The following is a 20,853-nucleotide window of genomic DNA, read 5'->3' as shown; positions in this document are numbered from 1 at the left end:
AGGGGAGACGGACGACGATGCCCGGCAGCGAGACGGTCCGACGCACGACGCTGCGTTCGCAGATCGCCGACGCCCTGCGCGACGAGGTGATCGCGGGGCGGCTCCCGGCGGGGCGCCAGTTCACCGTCAAGGAGATCGCCGAGCAGTACGGGGTGTCCGCCACGCCCGTCCGCGAGGCCCTGCTCGACCTCTGTTCGCAGGGGCTGCTCGATGTCGAGCTGCACAAGAGCTATCGCGTCCGTGAGTTCAGTTACGCCGACTTCCGCGACATGGCCGAGGCCCGCGCCCTCATCGTCGAGGGCATCTTCCGCCGCTCCGCCGACCGCGCCCTGGCCTGCGTCCCCCCGCTCGCCCTCGCCTCCGTGCGGCGCCGGGCGGAGGAGGCGTCGCGGGCCGCGATCGCCGGGGACCTGGACATCCTCATCGGCTACGACCTGCGGTTCTGGCGCGAGCTGGCCGGCCTGGTCGGCAATCCCTACATATCGGATTTCCTGGACCGGGTCCGCGTCCAGGCATGGATCTTCACCGTGCCGCTCCTGCGCCGGATGCCGTCGCTGAGCGGCCGCCTGTGGCACGGCCACGGCGAACTGGTCGAGGCGGTCGCCGCCCGGGACGCCGCCCTCGTGGAACAGATCATTGCTGGCTACAACGAACATTCCATGGCATTGATCGCGAGATTGACCGAATAGGGGCAGCGCCGCATACGGTCATCGGTTAATGGGACGGAATCGCAAATGAAAGCAATGACGAACGTGCAACCAACAACGGGTCGCGGGCGTCCAGCTTCGTGATGCCGCCTTCCTCACCGACTCCATTCCCTTCGCCCCACCGTATGGAATCCACCCCTCCCGCACCGGTCGACCTCACCGTCGTCATTCCGGCCTACGACGAGGAGAGCCGGCTCGGCCCCACCCTGGAGGCGGTCCGCGCCCACCTCGCCCGCCTGGAGGAGGAGGGCCGGAGCTGGGAGCTGATCGTCGTCGACGACGGCTCGACGGACGCGACCGCGGACGTCGCCGAGGCCGCCGCCGGCGACGAGCCGCGCGTCAGGCTGCTGCGCACCCCCGCCAACCGCGGCAAGGGCCACGCCGTCCGCACCGGCGTGCTCGCCTCCCGCGGCCGCCGCGTCCTGGTCACCGACGCCGACCTCGCCACCCCCATCGAGGAGCTCGACCGCCTCACGCGCCACCTGGACGAGGGCGCCGGCGCCGCCGTCGGCTCCCGCGCCCTGCCCGGCTCCCGCATCGACGCCCGCCAGCACGCCCTGCGCGAGCTCCTCGGCAGGGCCGGCGCCCGGCTCATACGGGCCGCCGCCGTGCCAGGCATCCGGGACACCCAGTGCGGCTTCAAGCTCTTCGACGGCGACAAGGTCCGTACCGCCTTCGCCCGCTCCCGCCAGGACGGCTGGAGCTACGACGTCGAGATCCTGCGGTTCTTCCACCAGGCCGGCTGGCAGGTCGTCGAGGTCCCCGTCCGCTGGTCCCACCGGCCCGGCTCCAAGGTCCGCCCGCTCGCCTACGCCACCACGCTCGCCGACCTCGTCCGCATCCGCGCGCGCTCGGCGGACCGGGTCCGCCTCGCGGTCCCGGCCCTCTACGTGCTGCTCGCCTTCCTGCTCTACGCCGGACTGTGGAGCTCGCCGGGCGGCCGCTACCTCGTCGACTCGGCCTCCGACCAGACGCAGTGGGAGTGGTTCTTCCGGGTCGCCGCCGACAACGTCGCCCACCTGCGGAATCCGTTCTTCACCCAGCTCCAGAACGTCCCCGACGGTGTGAACCTCATGGCCAACACCTCCATGCTCGGGCTGTCCGTCCCGCTCGCGCCCGTCACGCTGGCCCTCGGCGCCCACGTCACCTGGGCGATCGTGCTCACCGGCGGCCTCGCCGCCACCGCCTGCTCCTGGTACTGGCTGATCGCCAAGCGCTTCGTGCGCTCGCGCTGGGCGGCCGCGCTCGGCGGCGGCTTCTGCGCCTTCGCGCCGCCGATGATCTCGCACGGCAACGCCCACCCGAACTTCGTCGTGCTCTTCATGATCCCGCCGATCATCGACCGCGCGCTGCGGCTGTGCGAGGGCCGGGCCCCGCGCCGGGACGCCGTGCTGCTCGGCCTCTTCCTGGCGTACCAGGTCTTCCTCGGCGAGGAGCCGCTGCTGCTGGCCGTCACCGGCCTCGCGCTCTACGCCTTCGGCCACGCGGTCGCCGACCCGGACGCGGCCCGGGCCGTCGCCCGGCCGCTGCTGCGCGGCCTCGCCATCGCCGCCCTCGTCGCCGTGCCCATGACCATCGGCCCGCTGGCCTGGCAGTTCCTCGGCCCGCAGAGCTACCGCAGCGTGCTGCACGGCCAGGTCGGCAACCACCCGATGGCGCTGCTGGAGTTCGCGACCCGCTCACTGGCGGGCGACGCGGACATCGCCGCGTCGCTGTCGGTCAACCGCACCGAGGAGAACGCCTTCTTCGGCTGGCCCCTCGCCGTCCTCGCCGTCGTCCTCGTCGTCCGTATGCGGTGCCGCCCCCAGGTGCGCGCCCTCGGCTTCACGGCGCTGGCCGCCGCCGTCCTCTCGCTCGGACAGAACATCCCGCTGCCCGGCACCGACCGGACGCTCCCCGGCCCCTGGCGGCTGATGGCCGGGCTGCCGCTCTTCGAGTCGGTCATCGAATCGCGGCTGGCCCTGGTCTGCGCGCCCGCCCTCGGCATCCTCCTCGCCCTCGCCTGCGACCGGCTGGCCACGCGCCGACTGCGCAGCGAACGGGAGCGCTCGCACCGGCTGCTGGGCTGCGCGGCGCTCGCCGTGGCGCTCGTACCGCTCCTCCCCACGCCGTACCGGACCGTCGAACGGGAGCCGGTGCCTGCGTTCGTCGCGGACGGCACCTGGCGCGAGCACGTACGGCCCGGCCGCACGCTGGTGCCCGTGCCGGTGCCCAGCCCCACCGACACCGCCGCCCTCGGCTGGCAGGTCCGCGCCGGCCTCGGCTTCGCCATCCCCGGCGGCTACTTCAACGGCCCCTGGGGACCGGACCGGACCGGCGTCTACGGGCCGGAGCCGCGCCCCACCTCCGACCTGTTGCACGGCGTCCACACCACCGGCCGGATCCCCGCGGTCGACGACCGACGGCGCCGCGAGTTCCGGATGGACCTGCGCTTCTGGCGGGCCGACGTCCTGGTCCTGGACCCCCAAGAACACGCGGCCGCGCTCCGCGAGACCGTGACCCGGCTGGTGGGGCGCGAGCCGGAGCGGATCGGCGACGTGTGGGTGTGGGACGTGGCCGCGCGGGGATGAGAACGGGAACGCCGGCGGCTCGCCGCGGCCGGCCCCGGGCCCGGTATGACAAGCGGCCCGGCGGCACTACTCTGGCCCGACCATCGCCTCCACGCGACCGAGAGTGAGTTCACGTGGCCTGTGACCTCTGGCTTGTTCCCCTCGTCGATGTGCTGTGCCACAGCCCCGACAACCCCTTCGCCGAGGAGATCGCCGCGTACGACAAGGCCCTTGGCGAGGCCGGGCTGCCGCCGGTCCCCGTCTTCGGCTACATGCCGGGACTGTCGGGGAACGTCGCCCCGGTCGCGGGCTTCGACTACGACGCGCTGCATTTCCTGCGCCGCGCCCACCTGCTCAACCTCTGCGGTCTCGCCGTCACCCCGGTCGACGAACTCGGCGGCGACTACGAGCAGTTGCTGGAGATGTTCGAGACCACGGCCCAGCAGTCGCACCTGGTCTGGCACTACGACCACGCCGGTGCGTACGTGCCCGTGGACTTCCCCCACCCGCTCTCCAGCGACGAACTCCTCGAAGGCGGCGGCCCCTTGGGGTCCAGCCAGGGACTGCTGAGGGAACTCCACGCGGTGGCACCGGTCCTGGGCATCGACCCGGGCAATCCACCCGCGCCGCCCGCCGCTCCGGACCGGCCCACCGGCCTGGAGGAGCCCGCGGCGCCCGGCCCGCACGACGACAGCCCCTTCGCACGGGAACGCCATGTCTGGCTCGGACTGCACGCGGCGGCGACGCGCAGCCTCGGCCAGGGTTCGATGATCGTCTTCAGCTGAGGCGGTTCCCCGGGGGCGTCAGCGCGGCGGCTCCGGGGGCCGCTGCCGCGGCATGTTCGGCCGGGCGCCCGGCGGCAGGAAGCGCGGCAGCGGGCCGCCACCCTCCCCACGCGGTCCCCACGAGACCAGGGACTGCGTCACCAGCGGTGTCGGCCCGGCCCGGAACTCCACCATCCAGTCGGCCGTCTCAGCCCGTACGAGCTCCGACACGTCCTCCGAGAAGCGGCGCAGCACGCTCAGGCACCGCTCCGCCGCCTCGCTGGCCGTGCCCTCGGTCGGGCCGAGCACCTCGCGCACGCACTCCGACGCCCAGTCGAACTGGAGCGCCTCCAGCCGCCGCTGCACGGCCTGCGCCGTCGCCACGGCCCTCATCCATCCCGACGTCAGCCCGAAATAGCGGTCACAGGCGACACACGCCACCGCCCCGAGCAGGACCAGGAACCCCCACGCCGAGCCGGTGCGCACCACATTCGTCAGCTGGAGCAGCGGCAGTGCCGCGCCCACCGTGGCGCACGCCGCCGCGCCGATGCGCAGCGCCCGCGCCCAGCGCCGCTTCCAGGCGCGGTCCGCGAGATACCAGTCGACCAAATACAGCGCGCCGTTCTCCACCCATCGGTACAGCTCATCGAGACGCTCCGCGGGCTCCCCCCAGTCACCGAGCGGGAAGGTGCGGGCGCGCAAGTCGCCGCGGTGCCTCCCGCCCTGCTCGCGGGGGAGCCCCTCGGGCTGCATCTCCGGCTGGCTCACCCGTGCACTCCCTCTGCCGCTGCGAATCGCGAATCACCTTCCTACCGCCGAACGGTCGGTCTTGCAGCCAAGATCCATGGTTTTCCGCCCGTAAGCGCTGAGGAATCCGGTATAGGGCGTGGTTCGGCCTCACCCGAAAGAGTGGGTGGTGTGGCGGACGGTACCGCTCGTCGGCCGTGCGGGGCCGATGCAGGGACGTTACTGCGGTGTCGGGAGAGCACCGTGGGAGTCGATCAGTCGACGAGGCAATAGGGTGACCGGTGTGAAGGTCCTCGTCATCGGCGGCGGCGCCCGCGAACACGCCCTGTGCCGCTCACTCTCCCTCGATCCCGACGTCACCGCGCTGCACTGCGCCCCCGGAAACGCGGGGATCGCCGAGGTCGCCGAGGTGCACCCGGTGAACGCCCTCGACGGCACGGCCGTCGCGGAGCTCGCCGTCTCGCTGGCCGCGGACCTTGTGGTCGTCGGCCCGGAGGCCCCGCTCGTCGCGGGTGTCGCCGACGCCGTCCGCGAGCGCGGCATCCCGGTCTTCGGCCCCTCGGCGGAGGCCGCGGCGCTGGAAGGGTCCAAGGCGTTCGCCAAGGACGTCATGGCCGCCGCGAACGTCCCCACCGCCCGCGCCTACGTCTGCACCACTCCGGCCGAGATCGACGAGGCGCTCGACGCCTTCGGCGCTCCCTATGTCGTCAAGGACGACGGCCTGGCCGCGGGCAAGGGCGTCGTCGTCACCGACGACCTCGCCGCCGCCCGCGAGCACGCCCTGGCCTGCGGCCGCGTCGTCATCGAGGAGTTCCTCGACGGCCCCGAGGTCTCCCTCTTCGCCGTCACCGACGGCGAGACGGTCGTCCCGCTCCAGCCCGCGCAGGACTTCAAGCGCGCGCTCGACGGCGACGAGGGCCCGAACACCGGCGGCATGGGCGCCTACTCCCCGCTGCCCTGGTCCGAGCCCAAGCTCGTCGACGAGGTCCTGCGGACCGTCCTGCAGCCCACCGTCGACGAACTGCGCCGCAGGGGCACCCCCTTCTCCGGTCTGCTCTACGCCGGGCTCGCGATCACCTCGCGCGGCGTCCGCGTCATCGAGTTCAACGCCCGCTTCGGCGACCCCGAGACCCAGGTCGTGCTCGCCCGCCTCAAGACGCCGCTGGCCGGGCTGCTGCTCGCCGCCGCGACCGGCACCCTCGCCTCCCTGCCGCCGCTGCGCTGGAGCGACGGCGCCGCCGTCACCGTCGTGATCGCCTCGCACAACTACCCCGGTACCCCGCGCACCGGCGATGTGATCGAGGGCCTGCCCGAGGCCGCGGCCCTGGAGCACGCGTACGTGCTGCACGCCGGCACCACGCACGATGCCGCCGGACAGGTGGTCAGCGCCGGCGGCCGGGTGCTCTCGGTCACCGCGACCGGCCCCGACCTCGCGACCGCGCGGGAACGCGCGTACGAGGGCGTCTCGCGCGTCCGGCTGGATGGTTCCCACCACCGCGGCGACATCGCCGAGTGGGCCGCGGCCGCCGAGCGAGCCCCTGAGCTGTAGCGATCCCACAACCGGCCCGTACGCGCGCGTACGGGCCGGTTGCCTGTTGTCCGACAGGTGCACGACGGAGCGGCGGGGGCGCCGATTCCGGGTGGCTTTACCCAAAGCCATTCCATCGGGTGACCGGTTGTCCAAGCGGCTGACGCGCGCCCCACCCCCAACTAGGGTGCGGCGCAAGCCGACTGCCGGGCATCCGGCAACTGGCCCACCGGCATTGCGATGTCAGAGGCCGGTGCCACAGTGGGGGAGGGGCGGCGGAAGGCGCCGCGCCCGACTGTCGCACTCCTCGGCAGGCACACACTGGCAACAGGGGGTGATCGGTCTCGTGGCAGGTCCGGAAGCAGGCGTGCTCGTCGCGCGTGCGCAAGCCCTCGCGGTGCTGCGCATCCGCAGCGCCGCGCTGGCCGTCGCCCTGCTGCCGGCGGCGGCCGCCGTCGTGCTGCTGGCCGGCATCGCCATGGGCCGCCTCCCGGACGGTGGCGGCTGGTCCACGGCCCGCTGGGCCGTCTCCGGTGCCGCGGCCCTCGCCCTGCTGCTGGCGGCCGCGGTCACCGTCGTGGTCGTCCGGGCCAGGCCCGCCCTGAGCCCCACCGTCCCCATCCCGGAGGAGACCGCGCCCGACCTCTACCGCCTGGTGCGCGACCTGGCCGAGCGGCTGGAGGTGCCCCCGCCCTCCGCCATGGCCCTGACCCCGGACTGCGACAGCTGGCTGGAGGACCGCACGCACCCCGCGCAGGGCCCGCCGCGCGGCGCCCGCCACGGCCTGCCGCGCCCGCAGCGGCGGACCGGTGCCGCGCCGGTGCTGGTGATCGGCTCGCCGTTCCTGTGGTGGATGCGGGTCGCCGAGCTGCGGGCGCTGCTGGCGCCCGTCGTGGCGGGCACGGGACCGTCCGCCAACCCCGACATAGCGGCCGCGCGCCGCTTCGTCCGGGGCCTGGACGCCGCCGTGGCCGTCGCCGCGGGACGACCGGCCCTCGCGTTCGTCGGCGGCGTCGCCCGGCTGCTGCTGCACTCCTGCCGGGACCACGCCGCCGAGATGGAGCGCGGGGTGGCCGCGGCCGCCTCCGAGCGCGCCCAGACCGTCGACTACGGCCTGCGGATCGTCGCCCAGGAACAGGTGGGCCTCGCCTACGCCGGCTGGGACCGCCTGCTCAACCGGGTCGCGCTGCCCGCCTGGCGGATGGGCCGCTGGCCCTCCCGCCTGGACGCCGGCGTCGTCTCCGCGCTCACCGAGCTCTCCCGGCGCGACCGCCTCGCCGAAGGGTTCACCTCGCGGCTGGGCGAGCGGCCCGCGTGCGACCTGCTGGAGGAGCCCGGCGCCATCGACGAGGCCGCCTCGCTGCTGGCCGCCCGCCTCTTCCACGGCGGCCCGGCCGAGGCCGGCCCGGACTGGCTGCCGGTCGCCTGGAGCCAGTACCCGGAGGAGGTCGTGGACCGCAAGTGGCGGCTGGAGGCGGCCCGGCTGCACCGCGCCCTGGGCGACATCCCGGAGCCCGTCACCGCGGCCGTCCCGGAAGCGGGCGCCGCGGCCGCGCCCGTCGGCGTGGCGGTCCCCGCCTCGCTCACCGTCGCACCCACCGTGGCCCGCGTCCTGGAGCGGCTCAGCGGCCCGGCGGCCGCCGGCGTCGTGGAGAAGCTGGAGGCCCGCCTGACCGCCGAGGTGGCCCGCGAGGCCGCCCATGAGGAGCTCGCCGCCCACCACGGCGCGTTCGGCACGGCGGGCGACCCCTGGGTCGACGGCCTGGCACCGCTGTTCCCGCTGCAACCCCCGCGCAGCGGCAGGGAGCTGCTCACCGACCACGTGACGGCCATGGTGTGCTGTGCGGCCGTCGACACCGCCGGGGCCGCCCCGGGCCTGGACTGGCTCGACGGCCCCGCCCTGCTGGTCGGCGGCGCCCGCCGCGCCGACCTGGGCCGTACGGTCCTCAGCCTGATCGAGGACGGCGACGGCGAACCGCTGCGCATCTGGCTCGGCGAGGTCGGGGTGCGCCCCGAGAAGCCGGTCCGCCTGGTGTGAGGCCGGTACGGCCGGTGCCCTCCGCGGGCCGGCCCGCCGCCTCCACCGGGACGCATCACCCATACGGACCAGCAAGGGAACCGCCAACGGCACTGGACACGAGTACGCGTCGGGGGGCGTAGGGAGGGAGCGCAATGGGGATGGACCAGATTCGCCGCTGGGAGTCGGGAGCACTCGCGCACGCCGTCTCGGACCCCTTCGGCCAGGGCCCGCTGCCCTGGCTGCGCGGCAGCGAGAGCTACTTCGACGACACCGGCCAGATCATCCCCTGGTACGTCGACCCCGTCCCGGAACCCGCCGGCTCCCGCGTCCCCGCACCCCGCAGCCGCCGCCCGCGCACCGCCGACGACGTCCACCGGCAGATCAAGGGCTTCGCCTCCGTCAGCGCGGTCGCCCCGGGCGAGGCCATGGACTTCCGGATCACCGTCGACCCGCCGCAGCAGTTCGGCATCGACGTCTACCGCATCGGTCACTACGCGGGCGACGGCGCCGCGAAGATCACCACCAGCCCGCGGCTGTCCGGCATCGTCCAGCCCCCGCCGCTGACCGTCGACCGCACGGTCTCCTGCCACCACTGGTGGCTGTCCTGGCGGCTCCAGATCCCCAGCTACTGGAGCCTGGGCGCGTACGTGGCCGTCCTGACCACCGCGGACGGCTACCGCAGCCACATCCCCTTCCTGGTCCGCGACACCCACCCAGCCGACCTGCTGCTCGTCCTGCCCGACATCACCTGGCAGGCGTACAACCTCTACCCCGAGGACGGCCGCACGGGCGCCAGCCTCTACCACGCCTGGGACGAGAACGGCCGGCTGCTGGGCGAGGAGGGCGCCGCCACCACCGTCTCCTTCGACCGCCCCTTCGCGGGCGCCGGCCTGCCGCTGCACGTCGGCCACGCCTACGACTTCATCCGCTGGGCCGAGCGCTACGGCTACGACCTCGCCTACGCCGACACCCGTGACCTCCACGCCGGCCGCGTCGACCCCTCGCGCTACCGCGGCCTGGTCTTCCCCGGCCACGACGAGTACTGGTCGCCCGCCATGCGCCGCTCCGCCGAGCTGGCCCGCGACTCCGGCACGTCCCTGGTGTTCCTCTCCGCGAACACCATGTACTGGCAGGTCGAGCTGGCTCCCTCCCCGGCCGGCCCCGACCACCTGCTGACCTGCCGAAAACATCGCGGCCCCGGCCGCTCCGCGCTCTGGCGCGACGTCTCGCCCGCCGAGCAGCAGCTGCTGGGGATCCAGTACGCGGGGCGGGTGCCCGAGCCGGCCCCCATGGTCGTCCGCAACGCCGACCACTGGCTGTGGGACGCCACCGGCGCCGGCGAGAGCGACGAGCTGCCGGGCCTGGTCGCGGGCGAGGCTGACCGCTACTACCCCCGAACGGCCCTGCCCGAGCACACCCGCCGCATCCTGCTCGCCCACTCCCCGTACCTGGACAGCGAGGGCGCGAGACGCCACCAGGAGACCTCCCTCTACCGCGCCCCCAGCGGCGCCCTCGTCTTCGCCGCGGGCACCTTCGCCTGGTCGCCCGCCCTGGACCGCCCCGGGCACACGGACGCCCGCGTCCAGCGGGCCACGGCCAACCTCCTGGACCGGATCTGCAAGCGCGGCTGACCCTCGTCGACGCCCCCGCGCGTCCGTACGGCAGAATCGTGGTGCTTGGACAAACCACCAGGAGGACGCGTGTCCGGATTCGTAGAGAAGCCCGAACCGGTTGAGGTGCCCGGCCTTGAGCACCTGCACACGGGCAAGGTCCGCGACCTCTACCGCGACCGGGACGGCCATCTGGTGATGGTCGCCTCCGACCGCATGTCGGCCTACGACTGGGTGCTGCCCACCGAGATCCCCGACAAGGGCCGGGTCCTCACCCAGCTCTCCCTGTGGTGGTTCGACCGCCTCGCCGACCTGGTGCCCCACCACGTCATCTCCGACGAGCTGCCCGCCGGCGCCCCCGCCGACTGGGCCGGCCGCACCCTGATCTGCCGCTCCCTGGAGATGGCCCCGGTCGAGTGCGTGGCCCGCGGCTACCTCACGGGCTCGGGCCTCACGGAGTACGAGCAGTCCCGCACCGTCTGCGGCCTCGCCCTTCCCGAGGGCCTGGCCGACGGCTCCGAACTGCCCTCGCCGATCTTCACCCCGGCGACCAAGGCCGCCGTCGGCGAGCACGACGAGAACGTCTCGTACGAGGAGGTGGCCCGCCAGGTCGGCGCCGAGACCGCCGCCAAGCTGCGCCAGGCCACCCTCGCCGTCTACAGCAGGGCCCGGTCCATCGCCCGTGACCGGGGCATCATCCTCGCCGACACCAAGTTCGAGTTCGGCTTCTCGGACGGGGAACTGGTCCTCGCCGACGAGGTGCTGACCCCGGACTCCTCCCGCTTCTGGCCCGCCGAGCAGTGGGAGCCGGGCCGCCCCCAGCCGTCCTTCGACAAGCAGTTCGTCCGCGACTGGCTGTCCTCCCCGGCCTCCGGCTGGGACCGCCACGGCGAGCTGCCGCCGCCGGAGCTCCCGCAGGAGATCGTGGAGCGGACGCGGGGCAAGTACATCGAGGCGTACGAGCGGCTGACCGGGAAGAACTGGGCGTAGGGCCTCAGACCTGGTAGCGGTCGGCCGCGAAGAGCCGGAGGTTGTCCCGGACCCACTCCGAGGTCCGGGCCAGCCCCTCCTCCAGCTCCACCCGCGGCCGCCAGCCGGCCCACTCCCGCGCCCGCGAGTTGTCCGACAGCAGCCGCTCGACCTCGCTGCCGGCCGGCCGCAGCCGCGACGGGTCCACGACGACCTTCGCGTCCCGCCCGGACGCCCGGATCAGCGACTCGGCCAGGTCGCCGACGGAGATCTCCCGGCCCGTGCCGAGGTTGACCGCGTGGCCGACGGCCCGGTCGCAGTCCGCCAGCGCGAGGAACCCCTCCGCCGTGTCCGTGACGTACGTGAAGTCGCGGGTCGGCGTCGTCGAACCGAGCCGGATCTCCTCGGCGCCGGCGTGCAGCTGGGCGAGGATCGTCGGGATCACGGCCCGCGCGGACTGACGCGGCCCGTAGGTGTTGAAGGGCCGCACCACCGTGACGGGCAGCTCGAAGGAGTGCGCGTAGGACAGGGCGAGCATGTCCGCGCCGATCTTCGACGCGGAGTACGGCGACTGCGGCTGGAGCGGGTGGTCCTCGCTGATCGGGGCGGTCAGCGCCGTCCCGTACACCTCACTGGTCGAGGTGTGCACCATGCGCCGCACACCATGGCGGCGGCAGGCCGCCGCGACGTTCTCCGTGCCGGCCACGTTCGTCTGCACGTACGCCTCGGGCGACGCGTAGCTGTACGGGATGCCGATCAGCGCGGCGAGATGGAAGACGGTGTCGCACCCGGCGACGGCGTCCATCACCCGCCCGGCGTCGCGGACGTCACCGGCGAGCGTCTCCACCGGGGAGCCGGGGCCGAGGTAGCGGGCGAGGTGGCCGCGCTCGGCGTACGGCTTGTAGTGGACGAGCACCCGCACCCGGGCACCGCGCTCGACGAGCAGATCGACGAGCGTCGAGCCGATGAACCCCTCGGCACCGGTGACGAGGACGGTCCGGCCCGTCCAGTCCTGGGGGGTGGCGGGGTTGCTGTCGGGGCTGTAGGGGTTCATGCGGAAGTCCTCTCGGAAGTCATGAAGGGGAAGGGGGTGACCGGCGCGCGTCCCGCCAGCCGCAGCACCCACGCCGCCATCAGATCGGCGGCCGACGCGTGCGTGCTCGGATGTGCCGCCCGGCCCATCGCGGCCAGCCGCGCCGGGTCCGCCAGCAGCGGTTCGATCAGCGCGGCCAGCCGGTCGCCGGTCGTGTCGCCGTCGGCGAGCAGCAGTCCGGCGCCGGCGTCCGAGAGCACACGGGCGTTGTGGGTCTGGTGGTCGTGCGGGGCGTACGGATACGGGACCAGCACCGCGGGCACGCCCACGTTCGCCAGCTCCGCGACCGTCGCCGAACCCGCGCGGCACACCACCAGGTCGGCGGCCGCGTAGGCGAGGTCCATCCGGTCGAGGTAGCCGACCGCCGTGGCGACCCGGTCGCAGCCGGCGGCGGCCAGCCGGGCCCGGACCTCCTCCAGGGCGGCGGGACCCGTCTTGATCAGCAGATGGACGTCGGGGCGGGCGCGCCACCGACCGGCCAGCTCGACCGCGGCCTCCGTCAGCCGCGCCGCGCCCAGGCTGCCGCCGTTGAACAGCACCAGCCGCGCCGCGTCCGGCACACCGAGGGTCTGCCGGGCGGGCGGCCGCAGTGCGGCGCGGGCGGCCCGGTCCAGGCTCGCCACCGCGCCCACCAACGGCATGCCCACCGTCTCGGCGCGGGCACCGGCCCGCGCCGAGAGGTGCTCGCGGCTGCGGTCGAAGGCGAGCGCCACATGCGGGGTCAGCGCGGTGGCGAAACGGTTCGCGCGGCCCGGCACGGCATTGGACTCGTGGACGAGCGCGGGCCGGCCCGCCATCCGCGCGCCCAGCACGGCCGGCGCGCTGGGATAGCCGCCCATGCCGACGACGACCTGCGCGCCCTGCTCCTCGATCACGCGCCGCGCCTGGACGCCCGAGCGGAGCAGATCGGCGGGGAGCAGGAAGCGGCGCGAACCGAGGGAGGGATCGAAGGGGATCATGTCGACCGTGTGCAACCGGTACCCGGCCCGCGGTATGAGCCGGGTCTCCAGACCGCGCTCGGTCCCGATGAAGCTGATGACCGCGTCCGGCACGGCCCGGCGGAGCGCGTCGGCCACCGCCAGACCGGGGTAGATGTGGCCGCCGGTACCGCCCGCTCCGACGACCACCGAAAGGGTGTCGTGTGCTGTAGCCATGGCCGCAGCGTGGCGGGGCGGTCTAAGAGCCTTCTAAGACACGGTCTGCCAAGGTAGGGGCGCAGAGACCGGGCGGGACACGCGCTGTTCCGCCGCACCCGCGCGAGAGGCCACGCCCCGAATGTCCGCTGCCGAGCCGCCGACCGTCCTGGTCGTCGACGACGACCCCGAGGTGCGGGCCGCCGTCGTCGACGGACTGTGCGTCGAGGGATACGTGGTGCGCTCCGCCGCCGACGGCCTCGAAGCGCTCTCCGCCGTCGCCGCCGAACCACCCGCCGCGATCGTCCTCGACCTCGCGATGCCCGTACTCGACGGCCTCGCCGTATGCCGCCGCCTGCGCGGCCTCGGCGACCGTACGCCCGTGCTCGTCCTCACCGCGCGCGACGCCGTCTCCGACCGGGTCGCGGGCCTGGACGCCGGCGCCGACGACTACCTCGTCAAGCCCTTCGCCCTGGACGAACTCCTCGCCCGGCTACGGGCCCTGCTGCGCCGCGCGGCCCCCGCCGAACCCGCCGCGGACGAACCCCCGCTCACCTTCGCCGACCTCACCGTCGACCCGGAGACCCGCACCGGCGTGCGCGGCACCGTGCCCCTCGAATTCACGCGCACCGAATTCGCCCTCCTCGACGTCCTGATGCGCCACCCGGGGCAGGTCCTGCCGCGCGAGGTGATCCAGGAACGGGTCTGGGGCACCGACTTCGGCACGGACTCCAACTCGCTCGCCGTCTACGTCGGTTACCTGCGCCGCAAACTGGAGGCGGGCGGCGCGCCCCGCCTCGTCCACACCGTGCACGGCATCGGCTACCGCCTGGCGGAGCAGTGAGGACCCTGCGACGCGGCCTGCTCGGCCGCAGACCCCTGCGCGCCCGGCTGGCACTCGTCACCTCCGCCGCCGTCGCCGTCGTCGCGCTGGGCGTCCTCGCGGCGGCCTATGTCGTCATCCGCTACGAACTCGTGCGCCAGCTCGACCTCCAGCTCAAGCAACAGGCGTCCCTCATCGCCCAGCAGAGCCGCGATGCCGCGACCGGCCCGCTCTACGGCGAATGCACCTGGCTCGCCGCCCCCGCCTGCGCGCAGACCGTGACCGCCGACCCCGCCTCGCCCGGCCGGCGCGACCTCGTACTGCCCGTCACCGGGGCCACCCGGCGGGTCGCGGCCGGCACCCTCGGCGAGTACTACAGCAACATCACCCTCGACGGCCGGGACATGCGCATGCTGACCGCCCCGGTCAAGGGCCACCGCGCCCTGCAGGTGGCGGTCCGCTCCGACACCGTCGACAAGGGCGTACGCCAGGCCGGGCTGCTCCTGGGCGCCGTGGGCGGCGGCGGGGTCCTGCTCGCCGCCGGACTCGGCTACTTCGCCTCCCGGACCTCCCTGCGGCCCGTGACCCGGCTCACCGCGACCGCCGAACGCATCGCCGCCACCCGCGACCCCGCCCACCGCATCGAGCTGCCGCCGTACGAGGCGCGCCGCCAGGACGAGATCACCCGCCTCGCCGACAGCTTCAACACCATGCTCGGCGAGCTGGAGGAGGCCGTCGCCGCCCAGCGCCGCCTCGTCGCCGACGCCTCGCACGAGCTGCGCACCCCGCTGACCGCGCTCCGCACCAACGCCGAGCTCCTCGCCCGCGCCGAACGGCTCACCCCGGCCCAGCGCGAACGGGCCTCCGCCGCCCTCGGCCGCCAGCTCCGCGAGGTGACGGGCCTGGTCAACGACCTCATCGAACTGGCTCGGGACGAGGAGCCGCAACAACTCGTCGAACAGGTCCGGCTCGACCTGCTGGCCGAGCGCTGCGTCGCCGAGGCCCGCGGCCACTGGCCGGACACGCCCTTCGTCGCCGGCCTCGCCGCCGCGGGCGACGCCACCGTGCGGGGCGTCCCCGCCCGCCTCGCCCGCCTGCTGTCCAACCTCCTCGACAACGCCGCCAAGTTCAGCCCGCCCGGCGCCATGGTCGAGGTGGGGCTGACACGCACGGACGACGGCGGCCTGGACCTCACCGTCCGCGATCACGGACCGGGCATCTCGGCCGAGGACCTGCCGTACGTCTTCGACCGCTTCTACCGCTCCCGCCAGGCCCGCGCCCTGCCCGGCTCCGGCCTCGGCCTCGCCATGGGCCGCCAGATCGCCCGCGCCCACGGCGCCGAGCTCACGGCCGAACAGGCCGAAACAGGCGGCGCCCGCTTCCGCCTGCGCTTCCCGCCGCCGCCCTCCTGAACGGCCCCGGGAAGGTCCCGGGGATGGTCCCGGGGGACGCCGAAGGCCCCGGTCATCAGGATGACCGGGGCCTTCGTTCTCTGAGCGGACGACGAGACTCGAACTCGCGACATCCACCTTGGCAAGGTGGTGCTCTACCAACTGAGCTACGTCCGCATGCCCCGCGCTCTCGTGCGGTGCGGACACCACTATAGCCAACCCTGAGCGCGTGCGATGCGCGCCGCCGCGTGACGGTTGTCCGCGCCCAGCTTCGCCACCGCCGCCGAGAGGTAATTGCGGACCGTCCCGGGCGTCAGCGAGGCGCGCTCGGCGATCTCCGCGACAGGGGCGCCGTCCTCGGCCAGTTCCAGCAGCTCCGCCTCCCGCGCGGTCAGCGGGGAGTCCCCGGCGCTGATCGCGTCCGCGGCCAACTCGGGGTCGACATAACGGCTTCCTCCGTGCACCGTCCGGATGATCTCGGCGAGCCGCTGCGCCGACACCGTCTTCGGTACGAACCCCCGCACCCCCGCCTCAAGCGCCCGTTTCAGATGCCCGGGCCGGCCATGACCCGTCACGATCATGGCCCGGCATTCAGGCAGTTCGGTCCGCAGCGCTGTGGCCACTGTCACACCGTCCGCCCCCGGCATCTGAAGATCGAGCACCGCGACATCCGGTCGGTACGTCCGTGCCATCGCCAGCGCCTCGGGCCCCGACGCCGCCTCCGCGACCACCTGAAGATCGTCCTCCAGCCCCAGCAACGCGGCCAGCGCCCCCCGGATCAGATGCTCGTCATCAGCGAGCAACACCCGCACGGGTCCGGAGCCGGAGCCGGGGCCGGGGCCGGGGGCGTGGCCGGGGGCGTGGCCGCCCGTCGGGCCGCCCACGCCGTCCTCCACCGGGCCGCCCGTCCTCGCACCGCCCATCGCGGGGTCCGCCCCACTGCCCGTCGCACCGTCCATCACGTCGCCTGTCACCTTCCCGGTCATGCCGCGCCTCCCCCCGTACCGCCGATGCCCGCCCCGCCCGCCGTGACCACCGCCCCGGCGACCACACCGGCAGCTGCGGCCGCGTCGGCAGAAGCAGCCGCGCCTGCCGGAGCCGGCGAGTCCGCAGAAGCAGCCGCGCCCGCCGGAGCCGCCGCGCCCGGAGAAGCAGCCGTGCCGGTGGTAGCTGCGGCGCCGGCCGAAGCAGGCGCTCCGACCCGGTCGTCGCCCCCGCCGACCGGATCGCCTCCGCCGGTGTCCGGCATGCCTCCGCCCGCCACCGGCACCCTCGCCGTCAGCCGGAACACCGCCGGCGGTCGGCGCTCGGCCGTCAGCGTGCCCTCCAAGGCGGCCAGCCGCTCCCGCAGGCCCCCGAGCCCCGAGCCGCCGCCCGAGGCCGCCGCTTCCGGCACGCCGTCGTTCTCCATGACGAGCACCGCCACCCCCTCCGTGACCCGCATCCGCACCGCGCACCGCCGGGCGTCCGCGTGCCGCAGCACATTCGTCGTGGCCTCGCGGACCACCCAGGCCAGCGCCGACTGCACGGGAACCGGCAGCTCGCCCCCCGCCGCGCCGTCGATCCGGCAGTCGATGCCCGCCGCGGAGAGCACACCCCGGGCGCCCGCCAACTCGGTGTGCAGATCCGCCTCCCGGTACCCGCGCACCACCTCACGGACCTCGCGCTGCGAATCCCGGGCTATGCGCTGGATCTCGGTCATCTGATCCACGGCCGTGGACGAACCCCGCCGGGCCAGCTGCACCGCCAGCTCGCTCTTGAGCGCGATCACCGCCAGGTTGCGCCCCAGGACGTCGTGCAGGTCCCGCCCGAACCGCAGCCGCTCCTCCGCCACCGCCAGTCGCGCCTGCGCGTCCCGGGCCTCCTCCAGCTCCCACATGACCCGCAGCATCCAGCCGGAGACCCGTGCCACGGAAGCGCTCCACAGTCCGATCAGGAACACCATCGAGGACACCAGCGCCACCGGGCCCCAGCCGACCCTGAGCGGTACGAGAGCACCTCCCAGCAGGAGAGCCATCCCAAGACAGAGGGCCAGGTACCTCCGCAGCCGCATCGTCAGGCTCAGCGGGCCGAAGACCGACAGCCAGCCGTGCATCAGCATGAGCGTGTTCTCGGTGGCGTGCTCCTCACCGTCCGCCCGCACCGCCACCACGAACGCCACCACGACCCCGGCGAGCAACACCGTCTGTCCGGCCACTCCCCACCAGGGAGCCGGCTTCCGCCAGAGATAGTGGTTCATGGACCGCCGGAGCACCTCTATCCCCAGCAGGGCCTGGAGGACGCCGACCCCCGTCAGCGCCATCGCATGGGGACGGCCCGGATCGACTACCAGCTCGACCGCCTTGAGCACCGGGAACGCGCACGGCAGCAGATACAGCATCCATCGCGTGTAGCTGTCGACCTTGGCGATCCTGCTGCGCCCCCGCCAGTCCCGCACCCGCGCCCACATCCCCATGGCCCCCAAAGCCCCCTGTCGGTCCGTCACCCACCGTCCGGTCGGCTCACCGCCGCGGCTCCCAGCGGAACCACCGACCTACAGCAAACACGGCCAGAGCCATCCAGGCCAACGCCGTGCCCACGTGTCCCAGGGCGTCATACGTGCTCAGCCCGCCCATCCAACCGCCGCGCATCAGCTCGATCACCGACGTCAGGGGCAGCAGCTCGCATACGTCCGCCGCCAGGTCCGGCATGACCTTCAGCGGTATGAGCAGCCCCGACCCCAGCAACGACACCAGCAGCAGGGGAGTGGTCACCAACTGGGCGCTCTCCACCGTCTTGGCCCAGGCCGTGGTCACCGCGGCCAGCGCCACGGACAGCACCAGGCCCAGCAGCAGCCCGACCACCAGCAGATCAGGCCGGGCCACCGCCCGCAGATCCAGCCAGACCGTGCCCGCCACCAGCAGCAGCACCACCTGCACCACCGCTATGGCCAAGGCCGGCAGTGCCGTGCCGGCCAATATCTCCGCGTCGGCCGCCTCGCCCGTACGCAAGCGCTTGAGGACGAGCTCCTCGCGCCGGGCCACATAGGCGCTGACCAGGTTCTGATAGACGACGAACAGGAGGATGAAGCCGAAGGCCCCGGTCATGGAAACGTCGTTGACCGACATTCCGGTCTTGTCGAGGTCGAATTGGCCGATGGTGCGGCGCATCGCCCACACCATGGAAAGCGGCATCAGCAAGGCCACATACAGCGCCATCTTGTTGCGCTTGAGCAGGATCAGCTCCGCCCGCCCCAGCGCCAGCATCCGCGGCCCCGCAGCAGATATCGACATCGCCATTACCGACCCCTCCCCGCACCGAATCCCGCACCCGCACCCACGCCGGCCTCCGCGCCCACCGGCCCGCCGTCGCCCGCTATCGCCAGGAACGCCTCCTCCAGCGAGGCGCTCCGCGCGTCCAGACCTTCCAGCTCTATGTCCTTGTCCCGGGCCCAGAGCAGCAGACCCGTCAGCGTCCGCTGCAACTCCTTGGTCTGGAGCTCTATTCGGCCGTCGGTCTCCTCATGCCGCTCCACGCCCAGCTCGGCCAGCGGCGGCAGGTCGCCGACGAACCAGCCCACCGGCATCGCGAACCGGATCCGGGCCGGATACGCGCCGATCACCTCGCCGGGCGCCCCGGCCGCGACGATCTCGCCCTGCCGCATGATCGCCAGCCGGTCCGCGAGCGCCTCGGCCTCTTCCAGATAGTGGGTGGTGAGCAGCACCGTGGTGCCGTCCTCGCGCAGCCGGCGCACCAACTCCCAGGTGCTGTGCCGGGCCTCGGGGTCCAGCCCCGTCGTCGGCTCGTCGAGGAAGAGCACCTCGGGCCGGCCCAGCAGCGCCAGCGCCAGGTCCAGCCGCCGCCGCTCACCGCCGGAGAGCTGCTTGATCCGTACGTTCCGGCGGCCGGCCAGCCCGACGAGGCCGAGCGCCTCGTCGACGGGCCGGGCTCCCGTGGTGCAGCCCGCCCACATCCGCACGGTCTCGGCGGCCGTGAGGTCCGAGGGGAAGCCGCCCTCCTGGAGCATCACCCCGATCCGCGGCCGCACCGCGCTCCGCTCCCGGTACGGATCGTGGCCGAGGACCCGGACCCGGCCGCCGCTGGGCCGCTCCAGCCCCTCCAGCAGCTCGACCGTGGAGGTCTTGCCCGCACCGTTCGTCCCCAGCAGCGCGAACAACTCGCCGCGCCCCACGGCGAAGGAAACGCCCCGCACCGCCTCGAATCCCTTGTCGCCGTCCGGGCCGTAGCGCCGCCGCAGCCCCTGGACGTCGATCACGCTGTCGCTGTCCTTGTCCCCGATCTCCATGCCTTCAAGGCTTCCGCCGGATCCCGCCCGGCGGCAGTGCGAGCTGTCATGACCTCGGATGACGTATGTCATCAAGCGGGAATGCCATCAAGCAGGAAACAAACGCCGAAGGCCCCGGTCATCAGGATGACCGGGGCCTTCGTTCTCTGAGCGGACGACGAGACTCGAACTCGCGACATCCACCTTGGCAAGGTGGTGCTCTACCAACTGAGCTACGTCCGCATGCTTCCGACCGGCTCTCACCGGGCGGCGCGAGACATCACTCTACCTGATCCACTCGCGTGGTCGGTACGTGATGAGAGCGGGTGACAGGAATCGCACACTGCGCCTCCCCCTTGGAAAGAGGGCGCTCTACTACTGAGCTACACCCGCATGGATCACCGACCTTGGTCCACAAACGTGGACCAAGAAGCGATCAGAGCGGGTGACAGGAATCGCACACTGCGCCTCCCCCTTGGAAAGGGGGCGCTCTACTACTGAGCTACACCCGCATGACCCCGAAGTCCCGGCCGGTTTCCCGTCCGTGCCCCTCGGCGTGATCCAGACTCTAGCTGATCACCAGGGCCGTTTGCCAACTCCGCTCCGCGGGGGCCCGGGCCGGCCCGCGCCGCGACCTCCTCGCGGCCCCGCCGCGGCCGCACAGCGGTTCCGCCGCTGCCGCACCGCACCCCCGCCGCGGTACTGCCACGGCCTCAGTCCGCCGCGTTGAACGCCTCGTAGACCCGCTTGGGGATCCGGCCGCGCGGGGGCACGTCCATGCCGTGCGAGCGGGCCCAGGCGCGCACCGCCGACGGATCGGGTGCGACGGAGGTGTGGCGGTAGACCTTGCCGGAGCGCGACTGCTTGCGGCCGGCCGCCAGGTAAGGCGCGAGGACGCCCCGCAGTTTCTTCGCATTGGCAGTGTTCAGGTCGATCTCGTACGACTTGCCGTCGAGGCCGAAGGAAACCGTCTCCGCGGCTGCCCCGCCGTCGATGTCGTCGGAGAGTGTGACCACTACGCGCTGTGCCACGAATTCGGTCCTTTCGGCCGGGCATCGCCGCGGTGAACTGCGGAGACGCAAGGGTTCCGGATGTCCCGGAGATGTTCCGGAGCAATGATTATTCATTTGTACATCGAAGGGCATTGAAAAGTGAAGCCCAGTTAATTGCGTCCGCGTGGCTCCTGGCAATCAGGACCGCACCTTTTTCCCGGGATTTTCCATGCGTTCTTACCGGGCCGATGCGTAAACGTGAC

At 73.3% G+C, this 20,853-nt stretch carries 17 protein-coding genes and 4 tRNA genes; 9 read left to right on the top strand and 12 right to left on the bottom strand.

Annotation, left to right across the window (positions count from 1 at the left end):
* The first annotated feature begins 17 nt into the window (after window positions 1-17).
* The 3 genes from J7E86_RS17945 (at window position 18) to J7E86_RS17935 (ending at window position 4,041) form a co-directional block, all read left to right on the top strand.
* Window positions 18-689 (top strand): GntR family transcriptional regulator, encoded by a 672-nt coding sequence (locus tag J7E86_RS17945; protein ID WP_215082703.1) that lies wholly within the window; start codon window positions 18-20, stop codon window positions 687-689.
* A gap of 143 nt (window positions 690-832) precedes the next feature.
* Complete coding sequence (locus J7E86_RS17940) at window positions 833-3,277, top strand: dolichyl-phosphate beta-glucosyltransferase (protein ID WP_215082702.1); 2,445 nt, start codon at window positions 833-835, stop codon at window positions 3,275-3,277.
* A 113-nt stretch (window positions 3,278-3,390) separates the two neighbouring features.
* Complete coding sequence (locus tag J7E86_RS17935) at window positions 3,391-4,041, top strand: hypothetical protein (protein ID WP_215082701.1); 651 nt, start codon at window positions 3,391-3,393, stop codon at window positions 4,039-4,041.
* 18 nt (window positions 4,042-4,059) lie between these two features.
* Here J7E86_RS17935 and J7E86_RS17930 read toward each other — a convergent pair whose 3' ends face one another.
* Window positions 4,060-4,788, bottom strand: a complete 729-nt coding sequence (locus J7E86_RS17930; protein WP_215082700.1) for an SLATT domain-containing protein — start codon at window positions 4,786-4,788, stop codon at window positions 4,060-4,062.
* A gap of 262 nt (window positions 4,789-5,050) precedes the next feature.
* Between J7E86_RS17930 and purD the strand changes: the two genes are divergently transcribed.
* The 4 genes from purD (at window position 5,051) to J7E86_RS17910 (ending at window position 10,915) form a co-directional block, all read left to right on the top strand.
* On the top strand, window positions 5,051-6,316 hold the full coding sequence (gene purD / locus J7E86_RS17925; protein WP_215082699.1) for a phosphoribosylamine--glycine ligase: 1,266 nt from the start codon (window positions 5,051-5,053) through the stop codon (window positions 6,314-6,316).
* Window positions 6,317-6,662: 346 nt separating this feature from the next.
* The gene (locus J7E86_RS17920; protein WP_374223817.1) at window positions 6,663-8,333 is read left to right on the top strand and encodes a hypothetical protein; all 1,671 of its coding nucleotides are present in this window, start codon (window positions 6,663-6,665) and stop codon (window positions 8,331-8,333) included.
* A 134-nt stretch (window positions 8,334-8,467) separates the two neighbouring features.
* Window positions 8,468-9,946 carry a N,N-dimethylformamidase beta subunit family domain-containing protein gene (locus J7E86_RS17915; RefSeq protein WP_215082697.1) on the top strand — a complete coding sequence of 493 codons (1,479 nt, stop codon included), beginning with the start codon at window positions 8,468-8,470 and terminating at the stop codon, window positions 9,944-9,946.
* Between the two features lie 69 nt (window positions 9,947-10,015).
* Window positions 10,016-10,915, top strand: a complete 900-nt coding sequence (locus tag J7E86_RS17910; RefSeq protein ID WP_215082696.1) for a phosphoribosylaminoimidazolesuccinocarboxamide synthase — start codon at window positions 10,016-10,018, stop codon at window positions 10,913-10,915.
* Window positions 10,916-10,919: 4 nt separating this feature from the next.
* Here J7E86_RS17910 and J7E86_RS17905 read toward each other — a convergent pair whose 3' ends face one another.
* Together J7E86_RS17905 and J7E86_RS17900 are read right to left on the bottom strand one after the other, a co-directional pair.
* Complete coding sequence (locus J7E86_RS17905; protein WP_215082695.1) at window positions 10,920-11,948, bottom strand: SDR family NAD(P)-dependent oxidoreductase; 1,029 nt, start codon at window positions 11,946-11,948, stop codon at window positions 10,920-10,922.
* Window positions 11,945-13,141 carry a glycosyltransferase gene (locus J7E86_RS17900; protein ID WP_215082694.1) on the bottom strand — a complete coding sequence of 399 codons (1,197 nt, stop codon included), beginning with the start codon at window positions 13,139-13,141 and terminating at the stop codon, window positions 11,945-11,947. Before J7E86_RS17900 ends, J7E86_RS17905 begins: the two co-directional genes overlap by 4 nt.
* 121 nt (window positions 13,142-13,262) lie before the next feature.
* On the opposite strand from J7E86_RS17900, the gene J7E86_RS17895 reads away from it, so the two are divergent.
* Complete coding sequence (locus tag J7E86_RS17895; RefSeq protein ID WP_215082693.1) at window positions 13,263-13,964, top strand: response regulator transcription factor; 702 nt, start codon at window positions 13,263-13,265, stop codon at window positions 13,962-13,964.
* Window positions 13,961-15,355 carry a HAMP domain-containing sensor histidine kinase gene (locus tag J7E86_RS17890; protein WP_308312628.1) on the top strand — a complete coding sequence of 465 codons (1,395 nt, stop codon included), beginning with the start codon at window positions 13,961-13,963 and terminating at the stop codon, window positions 15,353-15,355. The genes J7E86_RS17895 and J7E86_RS17890 overlap by 4 nt, the downstream gene beginning before the upstream one ends.
* Before the next feature lie 83 nt (window positions 15,356-15,438).
* On the opposite strand, the gene J7E86_RS17885 is transcribed toward J7E86_RS17890, so the two are convergent.
* From J7E86_RS17885 to J7E86_RS17845, 9 genes are all read right to left on the bottom strand, one after another.
* Window positions 15,439-15,511 (bottom strand) — tRNA-Gly (locus tag J7E86_RS17885).
* A 32-nt stretch (window positions 15,512-15,543) separates the two neighbouring features.
* On the bottom strand, window positions 15,544-16,140 hold the full coding sequence (locus J7E86_RS17880) for a response regulator transcription factor (protein WP_308312630.1): 597 nt from the start codon (window positions 16,138-16,140) through the stop codon (window positions 15,544-15,546).
* Window positions 16,141-16,316: 176 nt separating this feature from the next.
* Window positions 16,317-17,789, bottom strand: a complete 1,473-nt coding sequence (locus tag J7E86_RS17875) for a sensor histidine kinase (RefSeq protein ID WP_215082692.1) — start codon at window positions 17,787-17,789, stop codon at window positions 16,317-16,319.
* Window positions 17,790-17,835: 46 nt separating this feature from the next.
* Window positions 17,836-18,612 (bottom strand): ABC transporter permease, encoded by a 777-nt coding sequence (locus J7E86_RS17870; RefSeq protein ID WP_215082691.1) that lies wholly within the window; start codon window positions 18,610-18,612, stop codon window positions 17,836-17,838.
* A complete protein-coding gene (locus J7E86_RS17865; RefSeq protein ID WP_215082690.1) occupies window positions 18,612-19,619 on the bottom strand; it encodes an ABC transporter ATP-binding protein in 1,008 nt (335 codons plus the stop codon). Before J7E86_RS17865 ends, J7E86_RS17870 begins: the two co-directional genes overlap by 1 nt.
* Before the next feature lie 149 nt (window positions 19,620-19,768).
* Window positions 19,769-19,841 (bottom strand) — tRNA-Gly (locus J7E86_RS17860).
* A 78-nt stretch (window positions 19,842-19,919) separates the two neighbouring features.
* Window positions 19,920-19,991: transfer RNA gene (locus J7E86_RS17855), tRNA-Gly, on the bottom strand.
* Window positions 19,992-20,038: 47 nt separating this feature from the next.
* Window positions 20,039-20,110, bottom strand: a tRNA-Gly gene (locus tag J7E86_RS17850).
* A gap of 201 nt (window positions 20,111-20,311) precedes the next feature.
* Window positions 20,312-20,629: an Lsr2 family protein gene (locus J7E86_RS17845; RefSeq protein WP_215082689.1), complete on the bottom strand. Its 318-nt coding sequence runs from the start codon at window positions 20,627-20,629 to the stop codon at window positions 20,312-20,314.
* Window positions 20,630-20,853 lie beyond the last annotated feature (224 nt).

Source organism: Streptomyces sp. ISL-11 (assembly GCF_018614525.1).
In the GTDB taxonomy this organism is placed as follows: domain Bacteria; phylum Actinomycetota; class Actinomycetes; order Streptomycetales; family Streptomycetaceae; genus Streptomyces.
The sequence above is the reverse complement of the archived record's forward strand: the minus strand, read 5'-3'. Positions and strand labels throughout refer to the sequence as shown.